At 69.8% G+C, this 20,883-nt stretch carries 22 protein-coding genes; 16 read left to right on the top strand and 6 right to left on the bottom strand.

All coding sequences use genetic code 11. The features are described 5' to 3' along the window. Nucleotides 1-267 precede the first annotated feature (267 nt). From AC3A6Y_RS02070 to AC3A6Y_RS02050, 5 genes are read left to right on the top strand one after another with little or no spacing between them, the layout of a single operon-like run. Nucleotides 268-765 carry a formate dehydrogenase subunit gamma gene (locus AC3A6Y_RS02070; RefSeq protein WP_487866570.1) on the top strand — a complete coding sequence of 166 codons (498 nt, stop codon included), beginning with the start codon at nt 268-270 and terminating at the stop codon, nt 763-765. Next, nucleotides 762-2,321 (top strand): formate dehydrogenase beta subunit, encoded by a 1,560-nt coding sequence (locus tag AC3A6Y_RS02065; RefSeq protein WP_487866569.1) that lies wholly within the window; start codon nt 762-764, stop codon nt 2,319-2,321. Before AC3A6Y_RS02070 ends, AC3A6Y_RS02065 begins: the two co-directional genes overlap by 4 nt. Before the next feature lie 25 nt (nt 2,322-2,346). After that, a complete protein-coding gene (gene fdhF / locus AC3A6Y_RS02060) occupies nt 2,347-5,214 on the top strand; it encodes a formate dehydrogenase subunit alpha (protein WP_487866568.1) in 2,868 nt (955 codons plus the stop codon). A gap of 10 nt (nt 5,215-5,224) precedes the next feature. Next, complete coding sequence (gene fdhD, locus AC3A6Y_RS02055; protein WP_487867783.1) at nt 5,225-6,088, top strand: formate dehydrogenase accessory sulfurtransferase FdhD; 864 nt, start codon at nt 5,225-5,227, stop codon at nt 6,086-6,088. A 26-nt stretch (nt 6,089-6,114) separates the two neighbouring features. Then, nucleotides 6,115-6,366, top strand: a complete 252-nt coding sequence (locus AC3A6Y_RS02050; RefSeq protein ID WP_487866567.1) for a formate dehydrogenase subunit delta — start codon at nt 6,115-6,117, stop codon at nt 6,364-6,366. On the opposite strand, the gene AC3A6Y_RS02045 is transcribed toward AC3A6Y_RS02050, so the two are convergent. Next, complete coding sequence (locus AC3A6Y_RS02045) at nt 6,363-6,653, bottom strand: hypothetical protein (RefSeq protein WP_487866566.1); 291 nt, start codon at nt 6,651-6,653, stop codon at nt 6,363-6,365. The genes AC3A6Y_RS02050 and AC3A6Y_RS02045 overlap by 4 nt on opposite strands. Nucleotides 6,654-6,769: 116 nt before the next feature. Here AC3A6Y_RS02045 and AC3A6Y_RS02040 point away from each other — a divergent pair, with 116 nt between their 5' ends. The 9 genes from AC3A6Y_RS02040 (at nt 6,770) to AC3A6Y_RS02000 (ending at nt 14,674) form a co-directional block, all read left to right on the top strand. Further along, a complete protein-coding gene (locus AC3A6Y_RS02040) occupies nt 6,770-7,546 on the top strand; it encodes a FadR/GntR family transcriptional regulator (RefSeq protein ID WP_487866565.1) in 777 nt (258 codons plus the stop codon). Nucleotides 7,547-7,684: 138 nt separating this feature from the next. Next, nucleotides 7,685-8,998 (top strand): MFS transporter, encoded by a 1,314-nt coding sequence (locus tag AC3A6Y_RS02035; RefSeq protein ID WP_487866564.1) that lies wholly within the window; start codon nt 7,685-7,687, stop codon nt 8,996-8,998. A 27-nt stretch (nt 8,999-9,025) separates the two neighbouring features. After that, nucleotides 9,026-9,943, top strand: coding sequence for an L-threonate dehydrogenase (gene ltnD, locus AC3A6Y_RS02030; RefSeq protein WP_487866563.1), 918 nt, complete (start codon nt 9,026-9,028; stop codon nt 9,941-9,943). Beyond that, nucleotides 9,940-11,214, top strand: a complete 1,275-nt coding sequence (otnK, locus tag AC3A6Y_RS02025) for a 3-oxo-tetronate kinase (RefSeq protein WP_487866562.1) — start codon at nt 9,940-9,942, stop codon at nt 11,212-11,214. The genes ltnD and otnK overlap by 4 nt, the downstream gene beginning before the upstream one ends. Beyond that, nucleotides 11,211-11,873 carry a class II aldolase/adducin family protein gene (locus AC3A6Y_RS02020; RefSeq protein WP_487866561.1) on the top strand — a complete coding sequence of 221 codons (663 nt, stop codon included), beginning with the start codon at nt 11,211-11,213 and terminating at the stop codon, nt 11,871-11,873. The genes otnK and AC3A6Y_RS02020 overlap by 4 nt, the downstream gene beginning before the upstream one ends. 21 nt (nt 11,874-11,894) lie before the next feature. Then, nucleotides 11,895-12,710 carry a 2-oxo-tetronate isomerase gene (gene otnI, locus AC3A6Y_RS02015; RefSeq protein ID WP_487866560.1) on the top strand — a complete coding sequence of 272 codons (816 nt, stop codon included), beginning with the start codon at nt 11,895-11,897 and terminating at the stop codon, nt 12,708-12,710. A gap of 284 nt (nt 12,711-12,994) precedes the next feature. Continuing rightward, nucleotides 12,995-13,216, top strand: coding sequence for a hypothetical protein (locus AC3A6Y_RS02010; protein WP_487866559.1), 222 nt, complete (start codon nt 12,995-12,997; stop codon nt 13,214-13,216). Between the two features lie 425 nt (nt 13,217-13,641). Continuing rightward, a complete protein-coding gene (locus AC3A6Y_RS02005; RefSeq protein WP_487866558.1) occupies nt 13,642-13,896 on the top strand; it encodes a hypothetical protein in 255 nt (84 codons plus the stop codon). A gap of 1 nt (nt 13,897) precedes the next feature. Next, nucleotides 13,898-14,674, top strand: coding sequence for a hypothetical protein (locus AC3A6Y_RS02000; protein ID WP_487866557.1), 777 nt, complete (start codon nt 13,898-13,900; stop codon nt 14,672-14,674). A 50-nt stretch (nt 14,675-14,724) separates the two neighbouring features. Here the strand turns inward: AC3A6Y_RS02000 and AC3A6Y_RS01995 are convergent, their stop codons facing one another. Then, nucleotides 14,725-15,267 (bottom strand): GAF domain-containing protein, encoded by a 543-nt coding sequence (locus AC3A6Y_RS01995; protein ID WP_487866556.1) that lies wholly within the window; start codon nt 15,265-15,267, stop codon nt 14,725-14,727. A gap of 237 nt (nt 15,268-15,504) precedes the next feature. Here AC3A6Y_RS01995 and AC3A6Y_RS01990 point away from each other — a divergent pair, with 237 nt between their 5' ends. Both AC3A6Y_RS01990 and AC3A6Y_RS01985 read left to right on the top strand, forming a co-directional pair. Then, the gene (locus tag AC3A6Y_RS01990) at nt 15,505-15,891 is read left to right on the top strand and encodes a VOC family protein (RefSeq protein WP_487866555.1); all 387 of its coding nucleotides are present in this window, start codon (nt 15,505-15,507) and stop codon (nt 15,889-15,891) included. Then, a complete protein-coding gene (locus tag AC3A6Y_RS01985; RefSeq protein WP_487866554.1) occupies nt 15,878-17,092 on the top strand; it encodes a geranylgeranyl reductase family protein in 1,215 nt (404 codons plus the stop codon). Before AC3A6Y_RS01990 ends, AC3A6Y_RS01985 begins: the two co-directional genes overlap by 14 nt. Nucleotides 17,093-17,107: 15 nt before the next feature. Here AC3A6Y_RS01985 and AC3A6Y_RS01980 read toward each other — a convergent pair whose 3' ends face one another. The 4 genes from AC3A6Y_RS01980 to AC3A6Y_RS01965 form a co-directional block, all read right to left on the bottom strand. After that, complete coding sequence (locus AC3A6Y_RS01980; RefSeq protein WP_487866553.1) at nt 17,108-17,635, bottom strand: Rrf2 family transcriptional regulator; 528 nt, start codon at nt 17,633-17,635, stop codon at nt 17,108-17,110. Between the two features lie 136 nt (nt 17,636-17,771). Continuing rightward, complete coding sequence (locus tag AC3A6Y_RS01975) at nt 17,772-18,821, bottom strand: tripartite tricarboxylate transporter substrate binding protein (RefSeq protein ID WP_487866552.1); 1,050 nt, start codon at nt 18,819-18,821, stop codon at nt 17,772-17,774. Then, the gene (locus AC3A6Y_RS01970; RefSeq protein WP_487866551.1) at nt 18,818-20,224 is read right to left on the bottom strand and encodes a sensor histidine kinase; all 1,407 of its coding nucleotides are present in this window, start codon (nt 20,222-20,224) and stop codon (nt 18,818-18,820) included. Before AC3A6Y_RS01970 ends, AC3A6Y_RS01975 begins: the two co-directional genes overlap by 4 nt. Continuing rightward, a complete protein-coding gene (locus tag AC3A6Y_RS01965; protein ID WP_487866550.1) occupies nt 20,205-20,870 on the bottom strand; it encodes a response regulator in 666 nt (221 codons plus the stop codon). Before AC3A6Y_RS01965 ends, AC3A6Y_RS01970 begins: the two co-directional genes overlap by 20 nt. Between the last annotated feature and the right edge of the window lie 13 nt (nt 20,871-20,883).

Genomic DNA, 20,883 nt, shown 5'->3' with positions numbered 1-20,883 from the left:
AAAGGTGGGCCTGTGGCGCGTTGCGAGCACGGGGCGACAGGCCTGTGTCCTGGAAATTGACCGGGGTCAAGGGTCGGGCGGGCCGATTCATCGACATTGCCCCTTGTCATGAATCCTCGAACGACACCGGAACACCCCGCAGCCACGGATGGCGCCCGAGGCACCTTCGACTTCGATTGCCTGCGCGAATCGCCTCATTCCCCGAATAAATTGGACCGGGCTCGCGGCATTCCCGACACTGGCCAGGCACCTCCCGGTGCATCCACGATGAACGCCATGGAAAACACACTCGCCACCACTGCCGCCGTGCGCGCCGTGCTGGCCCGCCGCATGGACGAGCCCGGCGCGCTGCTGCCCATCCTGCACGAGCTGCAGGACACGCTCGGCCATATTCCGCCGGACGCTGTGCAGGAGATCGCCGGCGCCCTGAACCTGTCGCGCGCCGAAGTCCATGGCGTCATCACCTACTACCACCACTTCCGCAGCGAGCCCGGAGGGCGCCACGTGATCCGGATCTGCCGCGCCGAGGCCTGCCAGGCGATGGGCGCCGACGATCTGCTGGCGCATGCACAGCAGCGCCTGGGCTGCGCCGCGCACGGCACCACGAAGGACGGCGCCTTCACCCTCGAGCCCGCGTTCTGCCTGGGGCTGTGCGCGTCTTCGCCCGCCATGGCGATCGACGACGAGCCACATGCGCGCATGACGCCCGACACCTTCGACGCGCTGATCCACGAGACCCAAGGCCTGCAGGAGGCGAAGCGATGAGCAGGCTGACCGTGTACGTGCCGCGCGACTCCGCGGCCTTGGCCGTGGGCGCCGACCGCGTGGCCCGCCGGATCGCCGAGGAGGCAGCGCGGCGCGGCCTCGATGTGCAAATCGTGCGCAACGGTTCGCGCGGCCTGTTCTGGCTCGAGCCCCTGGTCGAAGTGGGCACGCCTGCGGGCCGGATCGCCTACGGCCCCGTCACGGTCGCCGACGTGTCCGACTTGTTCGATGCGGACTTCCTCGCCGGCGCCGCGCACGCCTTGCACCTCGGCCCGACCGACGAGATCCCCTATCTGAAAAAGCAGGAACGGCTCACCTTCGCGCGGATGGGCATCACCGATCCGCTGTCGCTCGCCGACTACGAGGCGCACGAAGGCTACGCCGGCCTGCGGCGCGCACTCGCGATGGCGCCCGCGGACATCGTGCAGCAGGTGCTGGATTCGGGCCTGCGCGGCCGCGGCGGCGCGGCCTTCCCGGCCGGCATCAAATGGAAGACCGTGCTCGCCACGGCGGCGGTGCAGAAGTACATCGTCTGCAATGCCGACGAAGGCGACTCGGGCACCTTCTCCGACCGCATGACCATGGAGGGCGATCCCTTCATGCTGATCGAGGGCATGACGATCGCGGGCATCGCCACCGGCGCCACGCAGGGCTATGTGTACGTGCGCTCGGAGTACCCCCACGCCATCGCCGCGCTGAACGCCGCCGTTGCGCGGGCCGAGGTGGCCGGCTTCCTCGGCAACGACATCCTCGGCTCGGGCCATGCCTTCAGGCTCGAGGTGCGCAAGGGCGCCGGCTCCTACGTCTGCGGCGAGGAGACGGCCTTGCTCGAAAGCCTGGAAGGCAGGCGCGGCATCGTGCGTGCCAAGCCGCCGCTGCCGGCCATCGAAGGCCTGTTCGGCCAGCCGACGCTGATCAACAACGTGATCACGCTGGCCAGCGTGCCGCTGATCCTGGCGCGCGGGGCCGAGTTCTACCGCGACTTCGGCGTCGGGCGCTCGCGCGGCACGCTGCCGATGCAACTGGCCGGCAACATCAAGCACGGCGGGCTGGTCGAGAAGGCCTTCGGCGTCACGCTGCGCGAGCTGCTCTACGACTACGGCGGCGGTTCCGCCTCGGGCCGGCCGATCAAGGCCGTGCAGGTGGGCGGGCCGCTCGGTGCCTACCTGCCCGAATCGCAATGGGACCTGCCGCTGGACTACGAGGCCTACGCCGCCGTGGGCGGCACCGTGGGGCATGGCGGCATCGTGGTTCACGACGACACGGCCGATCTGTCGAAGCTCGCGCGCTACGCCATGGAGTTCTGCGCCATCGAGTCCTGCGGCAAGTGCACGCCCTGCCGCATCGGCTCGACCCGCGGCGTCGAGGTGATCGACAAGATCCGGGCAGACCAGAACCGGCCGCAGCAGGTGATCCTGCTGCGCGACCTGTGCAACACCATGGTCCACGGCTCGCTGTGCGCGATGGGCGGCATGACGCCCTTCCCGGTGCTGTCGGCACTCGATCATTTCCCAGAAGACTTCGGCATCGTCACGCCCGACCGCGAAGCCGCCTGAAATGACGCCCAACAGGAAAAAAGACATGCTGGACCATCTGAAAGAAACCGACTGGGGCACGCCGAAGCGCGAGTCCGAGCGTGAAGTCACGCTCGAGATCGACGGCAACGAAGTCACCGTCCCGGCCGGCACTTCGCTGATGCGTGCGGCCGTGGATGCCGGCATCCAGGTGCCCAAGCTCTGCGCGACCGACAGCCTGGAGCCCTTCGGCTCCTGCCGGCTATGCCTGGTCGAGATCGAAGGCCGCCGGGGCTTCCCGGCCTCCTGCACCACGCCGGCCGAAGCGGGCATGAAGGTGCGCACCCAGACGCCGAAGCTGCAGGAGCTGCGCAAGGGCGTGATGGAGCTCTACATCTCCGACCATCCGCTGGACTGCCTCACCTGCTCGGCCAACGGCAACTGCGAGCTGCAGGACATGGCAGGCGTCACGGGCCTGCGCAACGTGCGCTACGGCTTCGACGGCGCCAACCACCTGGACAGCAAGAAGGACGACTCGAATCCGTACTTCAGCTACGACCCGTCGAAGTGCATCGTCTGCAACCGCTGCGTGCGCGCCTGCGAAGAGACGCAGGGCACTTTCGCATTGACGATCAGCGGCCGCGGCTTCGAGTCGCGCGTCTCGCCGGGGCAGGACGCGCCGTTCATGGAGTCCGAATGCGTCAGCTGCGGCGCCTGCGTCGAGGCCTGCCCGACGGCCACGCTGCAGGAAAAGTCGGTGATCTGGCTCGGCCAGCCCGAGCACAGCGTCATTACCACCTGCGCCTACTGCGGCGTGGGCTGCGCCTTCAAGGCCGAGATGAAGGGCAACGAGGTGGTGCGCATGGTGCCGTGGAAGGACGGCAAGGCCAACGACGGCCATTCCTGCGTCAAAGGCCGCTTCGCCTGGGGCTATGCGACGCACCAGGACCGCATGCTCAAGCCGATGATCCGCAAGAAGATCACCGACCCGTGGCAGGAGGTCAGCTGGGAGGTCGCGCTGGCCCATGCCGCCGGCGAGTTCAAGCGCCTGCAGTCCCGGTACGGCCGGGACGCCGTCGGCGGCATCACCTCTTCGCGCTGCACCAACGAGGAAACCTACCTGGTCCAGAAGCTGGTGCGCGCGGCCTTCGGCAACAACAACGTCGACACCTGCGCCCGCGTGTGCCACTCGCCCACCGGCTACGGCCTCAAGCAGACGCTGGGCGAATCGGCCGGGACGCAGACGTTCAAGTCGGTGGAGAAGGCCGACGTGATCGTGGTGATCGGCGCCAACCCGACCGATGGGCATCCCGTGTTCGCATCGCGCATGAAGAAGCGGCTGCGCGAAGGCGCGAAGCTGATCGTGATCGACCCGCGGCGCATCGACATCGTGAGGTCGCCGCATGTGAAGGCCGCGCATCACCTTCAGTTGAGGCCCGGCACCAACGTGGCGGTGGTCACGGCGCTGGCGCACGTGATCGCGACCGAAGGCCTGATCGCCGAGCAGTACGTGGCCGAGCGCTGCGACCTCGCTTCCTTCGCCGAGTGGCGTGCCTTTGTGTCGAAGCCCGAGAACTCGCCCGAAGCCACCGAAGCCGCCACCGGCGTGCCGGCCGAGGAGGTGCGCGCCGCAGCACGCCTGTACGCCACGGCCGGCAACGGCGCCATCTACTACGGCTTGGGCGTGACCGAGCACAGCCAGGGCTCGACCACGGTGATGGGCATCGCCAACCTCGCGATGGCCACCGGCAACGTGGGGCGCGAGGGCGTGGGCGTCAATCCGCTGCGCGGCCAGAACAATGTGCAGGGCTCCTGCGACATGGGCTCCTTCCCGCACGAGCTGCCGGGCTACCGGCATGTGTCGGACAGCGCTTCGCGCGCCTCTTTCGAGGCGGCCTGGGGCGTGCGCATCGACCCCGAGCCGGGCCTGCGCATCCCCAACATGTTCGACGCCGCGATCGGCGGCAGCTTCAAGGGCCTGTACTGCGAGGGCGAGGACATCGTGCAGTCGGACCCGAACACGCAGCATGTGGCGGCCGCCATGATGGCGATGGAATGCGTGGTGGTGCAGGACCTGTTCCTCAACGAGACCGCGAAGTACGCCCACGTGTTCCTGCCCGGCTCCTCCTTTCTGGAGAAGGACGGCACCTTCACCAATGCCGAGCGCCGCATCTCGCGCGTGCGCAAGGTCATGCCCCCCAAGGCAGGCTATGCGGACTGGGAGGTGACGGTGAAGCTGGCACAGGCGCTGGGCTACCCGATGGACTACGGGAGTCCCGAGGAGATCATGGACGAGATCGCCGCGCTGACGCCGACCTTCCGCGGCGTGAGCTACAAGCGCCTGGACGAGCTCGGCAGCATCCAGTGGCCCTGCAACGAGGACGCGCCCGAGGGCACGCCCACCCTGCACATCGACAGCTTCGTGCGCGGCAAGGGCCGCTTCATCGTCACGCAGTACGTGGCGACGGACGAGAAGGTCACGCGCAAGTTCCCCCTGCTGCTCACGACCGGCCGCATCCTGTCGCAGTACAACGTCGGCGCGCAGACGCGGCGCACCGACAACAACCGGTGGCACAGCGAGGACCGGCTGGAGATCCATCCGCACGATGCGCAGGAGCGCGGCATCCGGGACGACGACTGGGTCGGCATCCAGAGCCGCGCCGGCGAGACGGTGCTGCGCGCCACGGTGTCCGAGCGCATGCAGCCGGGCGTGGTCTACACCACCTTCCACTTTCCGGAGTCGGGCGCCAACGTGATCACCACCGACAACTCCGACTGGGCCACCAACTGCCCGGAGTACAAGGTCACGGCGGTGCAGGTCATGCGGGTGATGCAGTCCTCCGCGTGGCAGCAGGAGTACAGCCGCTTCAACGAGACTCAACAGGCGCTGTTGACGGCCGCGGTGCGCGATGACGCGACGGTCGGGGCCAAGTGACATGAATGACATGAGCCTGGCTGCCTTGCCCTGCGCCGTCACCTATGCCGACGCGCCGTCCTGCGAAGGCGCCATGCTGCTGCCGGTGCGCGGCGTGCGCGGCGGCCTGGCCTTCGCGGTGCAGGACTGGGTGGCGCAGGAAGTGCCGGTCGCGCTGGAGTTCAACGGCATCTCGCACGCGGTGATGCTGGCGACGCCGCTGGACCTGGAGGACTTCGCGCTCGGCTTCTCGCTGACCGAGGGCATCCTCGACGGTGCGCACGAGCTCTATGGCGTGGAAGCCGAGCCCTCGGCGCTCGGCATCACGCTGCGGCTGGACGTGGCCGGCGCCGCCTTCGCCCGCCTCAAGCAGAAGCGCCGCTCGATGGCCGGGCGCACCGGCTGCGGCCTGTGCGGCACCGAGAGCCTGGCCCAGGTGTCGCGCGCGCTGCCGGTCCTGGCAGGCGGCATGCGGCTGGAGCGCCGGGCGATCGCGCGGGCAATGACGCGGCTGCAGGCGCAGCAAACCCTGCAGCAGGCCACCGGCGCGGTACACGCGGCCGCGTGGTGCTCGGCCAAGGGCGAGGTGATGTTCCTGCGCGAGGACGTGGGGCGCCACAACGCGCTCGACAAGCTGGTGGGCGCGCTGGCGGCTGCCGAAGTGGATGCGTCGGCCGGTTTCATCGCCGTCACCAGCCGGGCCAGCTTCGAGATGGTGCAGAAGACCGCCATGGCCGGCGTCTCGCTGCTCGCCGCGGTGTCGGCGCCGACCGCCTTCGCGGTCCAGACCGCGCAGCGGGCCGGCCTGACGCTGGTCGGCTTCGCGCGCAAGGAGGATCTTGTCGTGTATTGCCTGCCGGAGCGCCTGTCGGCGGCACCCGCAGCGGCCCATTGAACGAAGAGGAAGAAAGGCATCAGCGCATGCACGACATGACCGCGCAACTGGTCAAGATGGCCAACCAGATCGGCAGCTTCTTCCAGGCCCAGACGCCCGACGATGCCGTCGCCGCCACGCAGGCGATCGCCGCACACCTGAAGTCCTTCTGGGCGCCCAGCATGCGTGGGCAATTGATCAGCCAGCTCGACGCCGGCGGCGCCACCCAGCTGCTGCCGATCGTCGCATCGGCAGTTCGAAGCCACCGGGCGAAGCTGCTGCCCCAGGCCTCGGTTTAGCTCGGGTGCGGGACCCTGGAATCCTCGTGCGACTCGAGCAGTGATTCGTAGTAGAGGCACAGCGGCATGGCGATGAACACCATGCCCGCGACGTAGATGATGAGACTGGTCACCGGGAAGTCGGCCCGCTCCCAGTAGGGAATGGAGGCGGCCGCGGCGCCGATGGCGATGAGCGCGATCACGGTCTTCAGGGCCCAGCCCATGAAGGCGGTCCACCGGTCGCCCGAAAGGGCATCGTGTGCGCAGTCCCGAGGGTCTTCGCCCTTGTCGCCCTTGTCTTGGTCCATGGTGTCTCCTTGGTGAGGCGCTGCCTCTGACCATGCCACGGGCGCGGACCCCGGTCAACCTGGAAGCCCCGCGGTCGGGGCTGCGCTAAAGTCGTACGACCAATTTCCCATGACCCATGACGGCCCGCTTCCAATCCATCACCCCCGGCGCCCGGTTGTCCGATAGGGTGGCCGATGCGCTGGCGGCCGAGATCAAGGCCGGGCGGCTGGTTGCCGGCGAGAAGCTGCCGACCGAGGCGGCGCTGGTGGAGCAGTTCGCCGTCAGCCGCACGGTGGTGCGCGAAGCGATCTCGCGGCTCAAGTCCCTGGGCCTGGTGGATTCCCGCCAGGGCAGCGGCATGTACGTGTGCGAGACGGGTTTCGCGCCGCTCAGCTTCGATGCGCGCTATGCCGGCTCGAAGACGGCGGTGATCCAGATGGTGGAAGTGCGGCGCGCGCTCGAAGCCGAAGTCGCCGCACTGGCCGCGCAACGGCGCACGGCGGCCGACGTGCGCCGCATCCGGGCTGCCATGGCGGCCTTGGCGAAGGCGGTGCAGGGCGGGAGCGACGGGGCGGAGCAGGACGTGGCCTTCCATCGCGCCATCGCGGATGCCGCGCGCAACCCCTTCCTTCTCGACACGCTGCAGTACCTGGGCCAGTTCCTCTACGGCGCCACGCGGGTGACCCGCGCCAACGAAGCACGCCGCGCCGATTTCGCGCAGCAGGTCGCCGACGAGCACCGCGCCATCGTGGAAGCCATCGACGCCGGCGATGCCGCGAAGGCGCGCCTCGCCGCGGCGGGCCACATGGACGGCGCGATCCGGCGCATCGAACAGGCCGATCCTGCCTTCTGGCAGCAGGAGGGCGAGGCCCTCGCGCGTCCGCTCACCAGCGGACTGCCTGTCAGCTCCTGAATCCGCGCGTCTCCCGGCAAGTAAGACTTGCTCGGGTTTTCCCTTGGTTCTCACTTCGAATTCAAATTTGTATGATGACAATATGAGATGACAAATGCGCGCCCCGCCATGTCGAGACACCACACCGGAGACCTGCCAATGACTGCATCCATCCTCGCCGGCGCGAAGCCGGCCGACGACGAGCTCGAGCGCCGCGCCTACGGCAAGGTGTTCTGGCGCCTCGTGCCCTTTCTCATGCTGTGCTACGTGATCGCCTACCTCGATCGCGTGAACGTCGGCTTCGCGAAGCTGCAGATGGGGCAGGACCTGGGCTTCAGCGAAACGGTGTTCGGGCTCGGCGCGGGCATCTTCTTCCTGGGCTACTTCCTGTTCGAGGTGCCGAGCAACCTGCTGATGAACAAGGTCGGCGCGCGCGTCTGGATCGCACGGATCATGATCACCTGGGGCCTGCTCTCCGCGTGCTTCATGTTCGTGAAGACGCCCACCAGCTTCTACGTCCTGCGCTTCCTGCTCGGCCTGGCCGAGGCCGGCTTCTACCCGGGCGTGATCCTCTACCTCACCCACTGGTACCCGGCGCACCGGCGCGCCAAGATCATCGCGGTCTTCATGTCGGCGATTCCCGTCGCGGGCATCTTCGGCAACCCCTTGTCGGGCTGGATCATGGATGCCTTCCACGGCGTCTCGTCGCTGCAAGGCTGGCAATGGATGTTCCTGGTCGAGGCGGTGCCGGCGGTGCTCGTCGGCCTGATCGTCCTGTTCTACCTGGACAACGGCATCGCCAAGGCCAAGTGGCTCGATGCGGACGAGAAGAGACTGCTGGCCCGCGAGGTCGAGCTCGACCAGCAGTTCGGCCGGCGCGGCCCGCACTCGGTGGCCGGCGTGTTCAAGGACGCCCGCATCTGGTGGATGGCGCTGATCTACTTCAGCTTCGTCATGGGCCAGTACGCGCTGACCTTCTGGTTGCCGACGCTGATCAAGACCACCGGCGTCACGGGCAACCTCCACATCGGGCTGCTGAGCGCGGTGCCCTTCCTTTGCGCCATCGTGGCCATGAACCTGTTCGGACGCAGCGCCGACAAGCGCCGCGAGCGGCGCTGGCACCTGATCGTTCCCGCCCTCATGGGGGCCATCGGCTTCGTCGTCGCCGCCTCGTACACCCGCAACACCGCCGTCTCGCTGGCCTTTCTCTCGCTCGCCGCAGCCGGCGTGCTGACCTGCGCGCCGCTGTTCTGGTCGCTGCCCACCGCCTTTCTCTCGGGCACCGCGGCGGCCGCCGGCATCGCGGCCATCAATTCGGTCGGCAACCTGGCCGGCTTCGTGAGCCCCTACCTCATCGGCTATCTGAAGGACGCGACCGGCAGCACGCAGGTCGGCATGTATGTGCTGGCAGGCGCGCTCGTGGTGGGCGCCGTCGCGGTATGGTTGACGCCGAAGCAACTCGTCGATCGCTGAGCCGTTTTCGTACAAGGAGTTTTTCGCATGACTTCCACCATTGGCCTGATCGGCCTCGGCGCCATGGGCGGCGGCATGGCGCAGTCGCTGCGCCGCGCAGGCTTTACGCTGAACGTTTACGACGTGCGCGTCGAAGCGGCGCAGGCCTTTGCCAGGGATGGCGGCACCGCCTGCGCCACGCTGGCCGAGCTGGGCCGCAACAGCGAGGTCGTGGTCTGCGTCGTGGTGAACGCCGCGCAGACCGAGGCGGTGCTGTTCGGCACCGACGATACGCCCGGCTGCGCCGCCGCCATGAAGCCCGGCAGCGTGTTCGTGATGTGCTCGACGGTGGACCCGAACTGGTCGATCGCGCTCGAGGCGCGCCTGGCCGAGAAGGGCATCCTCTACCTCGACGCCCCGATTTCCGGAGGCGCCGCCAAGGCCGCGAGCGGCGAGATGACGATGATGACGGCCGGCTCGCCCGAGGCCTACGCCAAGGCCGGTGCCGCGCTCGACGCGATGGCGGCCAAGGTCTACCGCCTGGGGGACAAGGCCGGCGCCGGCAGCAAGGTGAAGATCATCAACCAGCTGCTCGCCGGCGTGCACATCGCCGCGGCGGCCGAGGCCATGGCGCTGGGCCTGCGCGAGGGCGTGGCGGCCGATGCGCTCTACGAAGTCATCACGCACAGCGCCGGCAACAGCTGGATGTTCGAGAACCGAATGGCCCACGTGCTGGCGGGGGACTACACGCCGCTGTCGGCGGTCGACATTTTCGTGAAGGACCTGGGGCTGGTGCTCGACACCGCGCGGGCCAGCAAGTTTCCGTTGCCGCTGGCGTCCACCGCGCACCAGATGTTCATGCAGGCTTCGACCGCGGGCTTCGCGCGGGAGGACGACAGCGCGGTCATCAAGATATTTCCGGGCATCGAGCTGCCGTCCCGTTCCAACCCCCCGGAGTCCCCATGAGCGCAAAGATCCTGCTCGGCTGCATCGCCGACGATTTCACCGGCGCCACCGACCTTGCCAACAACCTCGTGCGCGCCGGCATGCGCGTGGTGCAGACCATCGGCGTGCCGGCCGGGCCGCTCGCGGCCGAGGTCGATGCGGTGGTGGTCGCGCTCAAGTCGCGCACCATCGCGCCGGCCGAGGCGGTGGCGCAATCGCTCGAGGCTCTGCGCTGGCTGCAGGCGCAGGGGGCGCGGCAGATCTATTTCAAGTACTGCTCCACCTTCGACAGCACGCCCGCGGGCAACATCGGGCCGGTGACGGAGGCGTTGATGGAGGCGCTGGGCTGCGACTTCACCATCGCCACGCCGGCCTTCCCGGACAACAAGCGCACGGTGTTCAAGGGCTACCTGTTCGCCGGCGAGGTGCTGCTCAACGAGAGCGGCATGCAGAACCATCCGCTGACCCCGATGACGGACCCCAACCTCGTGCGCGTGCTGCAGGCGCAGACGCGGCGCCGGGTGGGGCTGATCGACCACGCGGTGGTCGCGCGCGGCGCCCCGGCGGTACGCGAGCGCATCGCGCAGCTGCGGGCGGAGGGCATCGGCATCGCGATCGTCGATGCGGTCTCCAACGACGACCTGCTGCGCCTCGGGCCGGCGCTGGCGGACCTGCCGCTGGTGACCGCGGGCTCGGGCGTGGCGATCGGCCTGCCTGCCAATTTCGGCCTCGCACCATCGTCGACCGCCAGCGCGCTGCCGCCTGCGGGCGGCTTGAAGGCGGTGGTCTCGGGCAGCTGTTCGCTCGCCACCAATCGGCAGGTGCTGAGCTTCATCCAGGCGGGCCGCCCCGCGCTGGCGATCGATCCGCTGCGCATCGCCGCGGGCGTCGACGTGACGTCCGAGGCGCTGGCCTGGGCCGCGCCGCTGCTGGACGGCGGGCCGGTGCTGGTCTATTCGACGGCCGAGTCCGGCGCCGTGAAATCGGTGCAGGGCCGGCTCGGCGTCGAGGAAGCCGGCGCGATGGTGGAGCGCACGATCGCCGCGATCGCGCGCGGGCTGGTCGCGCTCGGCGTGCGACAACTGGTGGTGGCCGGCGGCGAGACCTCGGGCGCCTGCGTGCAGGCGCTGGGCATTGCACAGATGCAGATCGGGGCGCAGATCGACCCGGGCGTGCCCTGGTGCCATGCGTCGGCAGAGGCGGCGGGCGGCGCCGGGCTGCATATCGCGCTCAAGTCAGGCAACTTCGGCACCGACGATTTCTTCGGCAAAGCCTTTACAGTTCTCCAATGAACGAGAGCCAGGCGCGCGAAGAGATCTGCCGCATCGGCCGCAGCCTGTTCGAGCGCGGCTATGTGCATGCCACCGCCGGCAACATCAGCGTGCGGCTCGACGATGGCTTCCTCATCACCCCCACCGACGCCTGCCTGGGCTTCCTCGATCCGGCGAAGCTCGCGCGGCTCGATGTCGACCTGAACCAGAGCGGCGGCGACCGCGCCAGCAAGACCATCGCCCTGCATGCCCGCATCTACGCCGCCGCCACAGACTTCGACGCCGGCACGCGCTGCGTGATCCACACCCACAGCACGCATTGCGTGGCGCTCACGCTGGACACCACGAGCGACGAACTGCTGCCGGCCCTCACGCCTTATTTCGTGATGAAGGTCGGCCACGTGCCCGTGATCCCCTACCACCGGCCCGGTGCGCCCGAGGCCGCCGAGCAGGTCGCGCAAGCCATCGCGCGCTACGGCGCTCAGGGCACGCCGATCCGCGCCGTGATGCTGGAGCGCCTCGGCCCCAACGTCTGGCACGACACGCCCGCCGCGGCCATGGCCGTGATCGAGGAACTCGAAGAGACGGCCAGGCTGTGGGCATCGAACAAGCAGGCTGCCCAACCGCTGGCACCGTCGATGATCGACGAGCTGCGCCGTCACTTCGGCGCGCGCTGGTAAGAGAACGAAGGACACATCCCCATGCCCCGATTCGCCGCCAACCTCTCGATGCTCTATCCCGAGCTCGATTTCCTGGACCGCTTCGAAGCCGCCGCGAAGGACGGCTTTCAGGCGGTCGAGTACCTCTTCCCCTACCCCTACGAGCGGCGCGAGCTGGCCGCCCGGCTCTCGGCCAACGGCCTGCAGCAGGTGCTCTTCAACGGCCCGCCCGGCGATTGGGAGGGCGGCGAGCGCGGCCTGGCTTGCCTGCCGGGGCGCGAGGCCGAGTTCCGCGAGGGCGTGCTGAAGGCGCTGGACTATGCCGAGGCCCTGGACTGCCCCCGCGTGCACGTGATGGCAGGCCTGGTTGCGGCCGGCCTGGAGCGCGAGGCGGTGCAGCCCACCTACATCGACAACCTGCGCTGGGCCGCGGGCGAGGCCGCCAAGGCCGGGCGCGATCTGCTGATCGAGCCCATCAACACCCGGGACATCCCGCGCTTCTTCCTGAACCGGCAGGACCATGCGCACGAGATCGTCGAAGAGGTGGGCGCGCCCAACCTCAAGGTGCAGATGGACCTCTACCACTGCCAGATCGTCGAGGGCGACGTCGCGATGAAGATCCGCAAGTACCTGCCCACCGGCCGCGTCGGCCATTTCCAGATCGCCGGCGTGCCCGAGCGCCACGAGCCCGACATCGGCGAGCTGAACCATTCCTACCTGTTTGGGGTGATCGACGAGGTGGCGGCGCAATGCGGCTGGGAAGGCTGGGTCGGCTGCGAATACCGGCCGGCGCGCGGCGCGGTGCCCCGGGGCAGCTCCGACGGGCTGGGCTGGCTGCGGGCGCTGCAGCGCGGCTGAAGAGCAGCGGTCCGCAATCGCCGCATCGCGCCCAAGCGCCCGTTGACGCGCGGCCGACGGCCGCTGCACGCTGCCCGGCAAAAAGTTGGCGCGCAAATCTCGCGAATCGTGGCATTTCACACAACCAAGCCTCGGCTTTTTGCGTAATCCCCTGCAACGCTGAACCGCGCGGACCGTTATTCAAACGAGCCCGGCACGATTGATGCAAGGCAATCGGCAAGCGGGGATTCCGTGTCAGCTGTTTGATTCAGTCATCCATTTTTTGCCGCCCGCAGGAGACGACCATGTCGCACAGTTCTTCTTCGATGCAGACTGCAGCCGCGTTCGAGATCCGGTTCCAGTCCTTGTTCAACCAGGGGCGCGCGCTGGCCTTCCCTTGCGACAGCACGGGCATGGTCAACCTCGACGCGATGAGCGAGAGGGCTCGCAACAACTATCTCTTCGCCCGCGGAATGATCGGCCGCGAGTACGCAACGCCCTACGTCCAGGCCCGCGACCCTCATTGAGCCGGCAGTGACGAAATGGTCAAGCCGCTGACGCGATTTGACGATTCGATGACAAGCGGGCGAACCGGGCGCCGCAGATCCGCGAGCGCAGCGGGTCATCGAAGGAGAACTGCATCCTGCGCTGGATCCGCTCGGTCAGCACCTTGCGCGGACTTTAGGCCTCGTCGCTGAAACGCGAGATTTTCAAGATCGCCAACCACGTCGAAGGGCGGAATTGCCCGGTCGGTCAATTCAGGACCTCGAACCCTTCGCGCATCCTCCTGCCTCGATGAACTGACAACGACGGGCGCATCAGGCGTTGTCCGACAAGGGACGGGAAGCCTCCGGTCAACAAGGAAGGCTTTGGCCATCGAAGGCTCTTGCGTGCCGCTCGTGTCGTCGACAACAGAGATGCGCCGGGCCTTGCTGCCGCTCAGGAGACCGTCATGAACGTTCCCATGCCTGTGCAAGCGACTGCCGCATGCGCCGCCATCACCGCAACCCGGCTGCGGGAAGCTGCGCAGGCGCAAATCGTCCGTTCCTTCCGCGCACACCTGGGCGGCGCACCCCAGCCGTCCGACGAGCAGTTGATCCTTTTCGCCCGTCTCGCAGTGTCCGAGATGCGGCTGCAGCGCCGGCTCCTCGCGTCCGCCTCGGCGGTACCGGAGGACGCCGACACCGCCTTGCTCTGGGAGCGCTGACATGAACGCCGCCGCGATCTTCCCGGAGCGGCAGAGGCCGCCGGTTGCCGTCGCCTTCGGCAGCGTGCTGGACCTGGTGCGCTTGCGCAGCGAGCCCGCCCAAGCGGAGGTCTGCGAGGCTTGCCAGACCATCAACCCGTGCCACGCACGCTTCTGCAAGGGCTGCGACGGCAAGCTGCCTGCCTATTTCGCAACCGTCGACAGCGAGACGCATCCCTCGCCGCTGATGAGCGCAGGCGACGCCGAGGTGCGCCGCTCCCGCTACGCCGTCCTCGCGCTGATCGGTCTCTGGGGCACGGTGGCTGCGGTGGCTCTGGTCGTGGCCCGTGGGCCTCGGGAGGCCGGTGTGCCCACGCGCCCGCTGGCGCATGCGGCGCTGCCGGCGCCCATCGAGCGCACGGTGGCGCGGGTCGATCCCGTGGCCGCCGCCGAAACCGCGCGGGTCGCCCGGAGCCTCTTGCCGGTCGTTGCAGCCCCTTCCGAGGCGGCGCCGGCCCTGGCACCGGCGCCCGCTGAAGTCCTTGCGCGCGAGGAGTCGCCGGCAAAAGCTCGCGCTGCACGCACATCCGCGCCGCCGGCCCCGAAGCCGGGCGCGCTGCGAAGCGCCGGTGTGGCGAGTCCCTTGGCCCGCTGCGGCGACCTGGGCTTCATCGGCCGCGCGGTCTGCATGAACAACCAATGCGCGCGGCCGGAGTTCCGACGCAGCGCCCAGTGTGCCGAAACGATACGGCAGCAGAGGCTCGGCGAAGCACGCCGCAATCCGAAGCTGATGGGCTGATTCGCCCCGGCTGAGCCGCGGCGGCACGTCGGCGAGGGCGGGTGACGCCGTCAGCCGGCCGCTGCGTGCCCCGCCGCCTGCGCCAGCACCCGCGCCGTCGCCTGGGCCGCAACTTCCAGCCTCTTCACGTCGCGCTCGGTCAAATCGACGGTGCGCTCCACCGCAAAGCCGCACAGCGTCCCGTAGATGCGCCCGTCCGGCATCACCACCGGCACGCTGATGTGGGTGCCGATGGGCTTGGTCACCTCGGGCAGGGGCTGCCGGGTGCGCAGCACGCGCAGGTCGTGGGCGAGCTTGGGAACGCGGCCGTCGAGCACCTGCTGGCAGATGCTGTCTTCCATGGTGTGGGAGTCGCCGACGTGGATGATGCCCATGGACGGAGCGGTGGCGACGTGCCGGAACACGCGGCGCGCGCCGACGAACTCGGAGACGAAGAAAACGTCCATCCCGAGCTGTTCACGGATCAGCTCCAGCATGGAGGACAGGGCCTGCACCACCAGCGGGCCGTCGCAGTCCAGCGTGCCGACGGGCGGCTTGCCGTTGTCCGATGGGTTGCCGTCGAATCCGATGTCGTCTCCGCTCCTGCTGCGCATGTTGATCCCTCAAGCCATGCCCCATGCTAATGCCCGGGAGCCGAAATTCATTCTGTTCTATAAGCAAATCGCTGGCGGGTCCACGCAACTGTTCACGCTGGACCGGATTCCCTGCGGGCGGGCACGGCCCGGCGGCGCCCGCTTCGGCGCGCGGATTCCACGGGCAGGTCTTACCATGGGCGCTCTTCGCTCGGCGAGTGCGCCACACCGCCGTTGCCGCCTTCGTGGAGGAACACCATGCCCATCCAGCTCAATCACACGATCGTTCGGGCGCGTGATCCGAAGGCCTCCGCCGTCTTCCTGGCGGAGCTGCTCGGGCGCAACGAACCCACCACCTTCGGACCTTTTCATTGCGTGCAGCTCGACAACGGCGTCACGCTCGACTTCATCCGCAGCGAGGAGCGGATTCCGGTCGAGCACTACGCCTTTTTGGTGAGCGAGGAGGAGTTCGACGAGATCTTCGGGCGCATCCGGGCCCGCGGGCTCCGCTACTGGGCCGATCCCGAACAGCAGCAGCCCGGGCGGATCAACCACCATGACGGCGGCCGCGGCGTCTACTGGGACGACCCCGACGGCCATCGGCTCGAGATCATCACCCGGCCGTACGGAAGTGGCCGCGGCTGAACCCGCCGATTGCGAGGTGCTGGTGGTCGGTGCGGGGCCGGCCGGCAGCGCCTGCGCGCAGACGTTGGCACGCGCAGGGGTGGACGTGCTGCTCGTCGACCGGCAGGACTTCCCGCGCGAGAAGGTCTGCGGCGACGGGCTGATCCCCGACGCCCAGCGCGCGCTCGCGCGCCTGGGCGTGCTCGATGTCGTGCTGGCGCGCGCCGCCGTGGCCAGCCATGTGGGCTGCGTCGCGCCGCGCGGCGGCCGGCTGGAGGTCCCGGCCAGGCTGGCGGTGCTGCCGCGCCGCGAACTCGACGAGATCCTTCGCCGCGCCGCGCTCGAGGCTGGCGCGCGCTGGTTGGCGCCTGCGCGCTTCGAGGCACCGCTGGCCGATGCGAAGGGGCGCGTGGCGGGCGCGCGGCTGCGGCTCTCCGACGGCACCGCGCGCGAGCTGCGGGCGCGTTGGACCGTGCTGGCCACCGGCGCGGCGGCGGCGCCGCTCTTGGCCGCGGACATGTGCAGCCGGCGTGTGCCCAGCGGGGTCGCCCTGCGGGCTTACGTGAGGAACGAGGCGATGGCCGGGCGCCTGCGCCAGCTCGAGGTCGTCTGGAACCAGGCGCTGCGGGGCGGCTACGGCTGGATCTTTCCCTGCGGCGGGGGTGTGTTCAACGTCGGCGTCGGCTCGCTGAAAGGCGAGGGCGGCAGCGTGCCGGATCTCAATCTGCGCGAGCTCTTCGCCGCCTTCACGCGCGCCCATGCGCCGGCGCGCGAGCTGATGCAGGGCGGCTGCCTGCTGGGCGAGCTCAAAGGCGCGCCGCTGCGCTGCTCGCTCGAAGGGGCTCGCTGGTCGCGGCCCGGCCTGCTGGTGGCGGGCGAGGCGGCGGGCAGCACCTATTCCTTCACCGGCGAGGGAATCGGCAAGGCGCTGGAGTCCGGCATGCTCGCGGGCGAGGCCATCGCCGCAGCGGCGGGCGCCGGCGACGCCTCGGCCAGTGCGCGCTACGAGGCAGGCCTGGCGGCGCTGCGACCGCGCTTCGCGGCCTACGAGCACGCCAATCGCATCAACGACCACCCGTGGATCGCGGACTTCGTGATCTGGCGGGCCCGCCGCAGCCCGGGCATCGTGCGCCGGCTCAGTGGGGTGCTCGAGGAGAGTTACAGCCCCGGCCAACTGGTGACGGCGCGCGGGCTGCTGCGCCTGCTGCTGCCGGTCAGCTGAAGCGCGGAGGCTGCTTCAGCGCTTGGTGGCGAGCGCGCGGCCCAGCGCGAACACCGAGTTGGGCGCGTTCACGCGCGGCCGCTTGGGGGGTGGCGTGGTGGCCGGCACGCGCCTGACGGCCGGGCCGTCCTCGACCTTCACGCCCTTGGCCAGCTGCTCCAACACCAGGCTCTGCAGCGTGACGGAGTCCAGGAATTCCACCGTGCGGCGGTTCAGCGAGGCCCAGAGCTCCTCGGTGCTGCAGCGGCCGTCGGCGTCGGCATCGGGCTCGCTCTTTTCCGAAGGTTCGTCCTCGATGGAAAAGATGATGTCGGCCACCGTGATGTCCGCCGCCTTGCGGCCCAGCGAATAGCCGCCGCCCGGACCGCGGGTCGACTCGACCAGCTTGTGGCGGCGCAGCTTGCCGAACAGCTGTTCGAGGTATGAAAGGGAGATGCGCTGCCGCTGGCTGATGGCGGCCAGCGTGACGGGCCCCGTGCGCTCACGCAGCGCCAGGTCGATCATGGCAGTGACTGCGAAACGGCCTTTGGTGGTGAGTCGCATGAAAAGACTTTCCTGTTTGTTGTGCGGTGCAGGCTGCTGGTGTCGTGGCAGGCGCAAGGGCCCTTGTTGTGCAGCGGATCATGCCTTGGGAGTGTGAGGCCCGGATTAGGTTCCCCACCCTGGCAGAAGCCCGATGCTACCGCGACCAGCGCCGCAGGCCCAGTTCAGCGGCCAGGCGCTGGTAATCCTCGATGCGAAGGCGCACGAAATCCTCCAGCGCGGCGCCGGTGAGCGGCTCGAAGGGGTGCAGGCCATGGCGCTCGCGCAGGGCGGCATAGCCGGGGCTGGCGATCGCCTGCCGGAAGGCCTCGGTCCAGGCGCGCACGGCGCTTTCGGGGGCGTCCGCGCCGAGGTACAGCCCGCGCACGGTCGGCCAGACCAGCTCGATGCCCTGCTCGCGTGCGGTCGGAATACCGGCCAGGGCGCCCGACAGCCGGGCTTCGGCCAGCACCGCCAGGATGCGCAGCGGCGCGCCGCCGGCCTGGGCCTGCAGCGCCTCGGCCGCGTCGCCCGGGAACACGTCCACGTGCCGGCCCTGCAGTGCCGCCAGGGCCTCGCCGCCGCCCTCGAAGGCCACGAAGCGCATGGCCTTGTGGTCGCGCCCGGCGGCGCGCACGAGCAGCGCGGCCTTGACCCAGTCCTGGCTGCCCACGGTGCCGCCCGCGCCGAAGGCGAGGCGCCCGGGGTCCCGGCGCAGGGCGGCGACGAGATCGGCCAGCGTCCTGAACGGCGCGTCGCCATGAACGGCGATCACGCCGTAGTCGGTGCCCAGCGTGGCGATCCAGCGCACGGCCGAGGGCGAATGCGGCCCGAAGCGGCCCTGCGCCAGGTTGAGCAGCGAGCCGCTCGAGAAGGCCACGAGCGTCGACGGACCGCCCAGGCGGCCGGTCGCGACACGGTCGAAGGCCACGGCGCCGATGCCGCCGGGCAGGTAGCGGCGCGCCAGCGGCGGCCGCGCCGGCCGCACCGCCTGCAGGGCTTCGCGGGCCAGCATGCAGCTCAGGTCGAAGCCGCCGCCGGGCTTGGCCGGGACCACGCATTCGGCGGGGCCGTTCGAGGGATCGTCTTCCGCCGCCAGGGCGGTGCGCAGCGGCGTGTCTCCAAGAGCCGCGAACACGCACAGCACGCGCAGCGTTGCGCGGCGTGAGCGGGCAAGGGTGGGCGTGGCCTGCATGGGGCGGCTCATCTCGTCCTCGGCCACCACAGGATGGCATGCAGCCCGCTGCCCGCGTCGCGCGCTTCCAGCCGCAGCGCACCCTGGTGGCGCTCGGCGATCGCGCGCGCGATCGCCAAGCCCAGCCCCGAGCCGCCGCCGGCCGCGCGCTTGCCGCGCCGGAAGCGCTGGCCCAGCAAGGCGCGCTCCTCCGCACTCAGCCCGGGGCCGTCGTCCTCCACGTTCAGGCTGAAGCCCTGCGCGTCGGCCGCGGCGAACAAGGTCACGGTACCGCCCGCGGGCGTGTTGGCGATGGCATTGGCCACCAGGTTCGCCAGCGCCTCGCGCAACAGGCCGCGGTCGGCCACTGCCGGGAATTCCGGCGTGGGCGCGTGGATGCCGAGGTCGATCTGCTTCGCGCGCGCCTGCGGCAGGAAGTCCAGCGCCACCTCGCGCAGCAAGGCCGCCAGGTCCAGCGGCCCGGCTTCGAGCGCGGCCGTGTCGCTGCGGCCCAGCGCCAGCAGCTGCTGGGTGCTGCGGGTGGCGCGGCCGATCTCCGCGCCCAGCGCGCGCAGTGCGGCCCGCACCTGCTCGCCGTCCTGCTCGCGCTGGGCGTAGTCGGCCTGCATCTGCAGCGTCGTCAGGTGGGTGCGCAGCTGGTGCGAGGCATCGTCGAGGAACTGCCGCTGCTGCGTCACCAGTGCCTGCGTTCTCGCCATCTGCTGGTTGACGGCCGCCACCAGGGGCCGGATGTCGGCCGGCAAGCCGGCGTCGGCGATCGGCGCCAGGTCCTCGGGCCTGCGCGTCTGCACCTCGCGCGCCAGCCGCGCCAGCGGGCGCAGGGCGGCGGCCAGCGCGGCCGCGGTGCTGCACACCAGCAGGGCCAGCACCAGCGCATCGCGCAGCGCCGCGCGGCGCACGAAGCGGCGGGTGAATTCCTGGCGCGAGCGCGTGCTCTCGCCCACCTGCACGAGCACGCTGCGCGCCTCGCTGCCGGCCGGCGCCTGTTCCAGTGCGCGCCGGTAGGCGGCGAAGCGCACCGGCTCCTCGAAGTAGGGCGCGTCGTAGAACACCGGCACGCCGCTCGCGAGCGTGCCCGGCGGCGCGGGCAGGTCGGCGCTGCCCAGCTCCACCAGGCCGTCGGAGGTGGCGACGCGGAAGAAGACCTGCCCGCTCGCGGTGAGCTCGAAGAACTCGAACATGCGGTAGGGCAGCTCCACCGACAGGCCGCCCGAGGCGGTCGAGATGTTGGCATCGATGGACTTGAGCGCGCCCAGCAGCGAGCGGTCGTAGGCGGCGTCCGCGGCTTCGAGCGCATCGTGCCGCGTCATCCAGAGCTCGAGTGCGGTCACCGCCACCAGCACCGGCAGCAGCAGCCAGGCGAGGCGCTGCCACAGGCTGGCTTGGCGCAGCCGCTCAGGCCACTTCCAGCGCATAGCCGAGACCGCGCAGCGTCGTGATGCCCACGCCGCGTCCGTCGAGCCGCTTGCGCAGGCGATGGACCAGCACCTCGACCGCCTCCGGCTGCACGTCCGCCTCGTCGGAGAACACGCGTTCCAGGATCTGCTGCTTGGAGAAGGGCTCGCCGCTGCGCTGCACCAGCACGCGCAGAACGGCCTGCTCGCGTGGCGTCAGCGGCAGCGGCTCGCCGTGCAGCAGAAACTGACGGCGCGCGGCGTCCCAGGCCAGCGGCCCGCAGGCCAGGCGTGGATGCTCGATGCCGCGCGCCCGCCGCACCAGCGCATGCAGCCGGGCTTCCAGCTCGGCCAGCGCGAAGGGCTTGGCGAGGAAGTCGTCGGCACCGGCGTTGAGAGCGCGCACCCGCTCGTCCACCGAGTCGCGCGCGGTCAGGATCAGCGCCGGCAGCCGCTGGTCGCGGGCACGCAGGCGTTGCAGCACCGTGTGGCCGTCCAGGCCCGGCAGGCCGAGGTCGAGCACCAGCGCATCGTGGTCGTGCTGCTGCAGGGCCCGGTCCGCCAGCCGGCCATCGTCCACCCAGTCGACCTGGATGCCGGCATGCTCCAGCGCCTTGCTGAGCCAGGTGCCCAGCGTGTGTTCGTCTTCGGCGAGCAGGATGCGCATGCCGGGATGCTAT

This window comes from Variovorax sp. Soil_C_17 (genome assembly GCF_057657265.1).
This window is presented reverse-complemented; position numbering and strand designations above follow the sequence as displayed.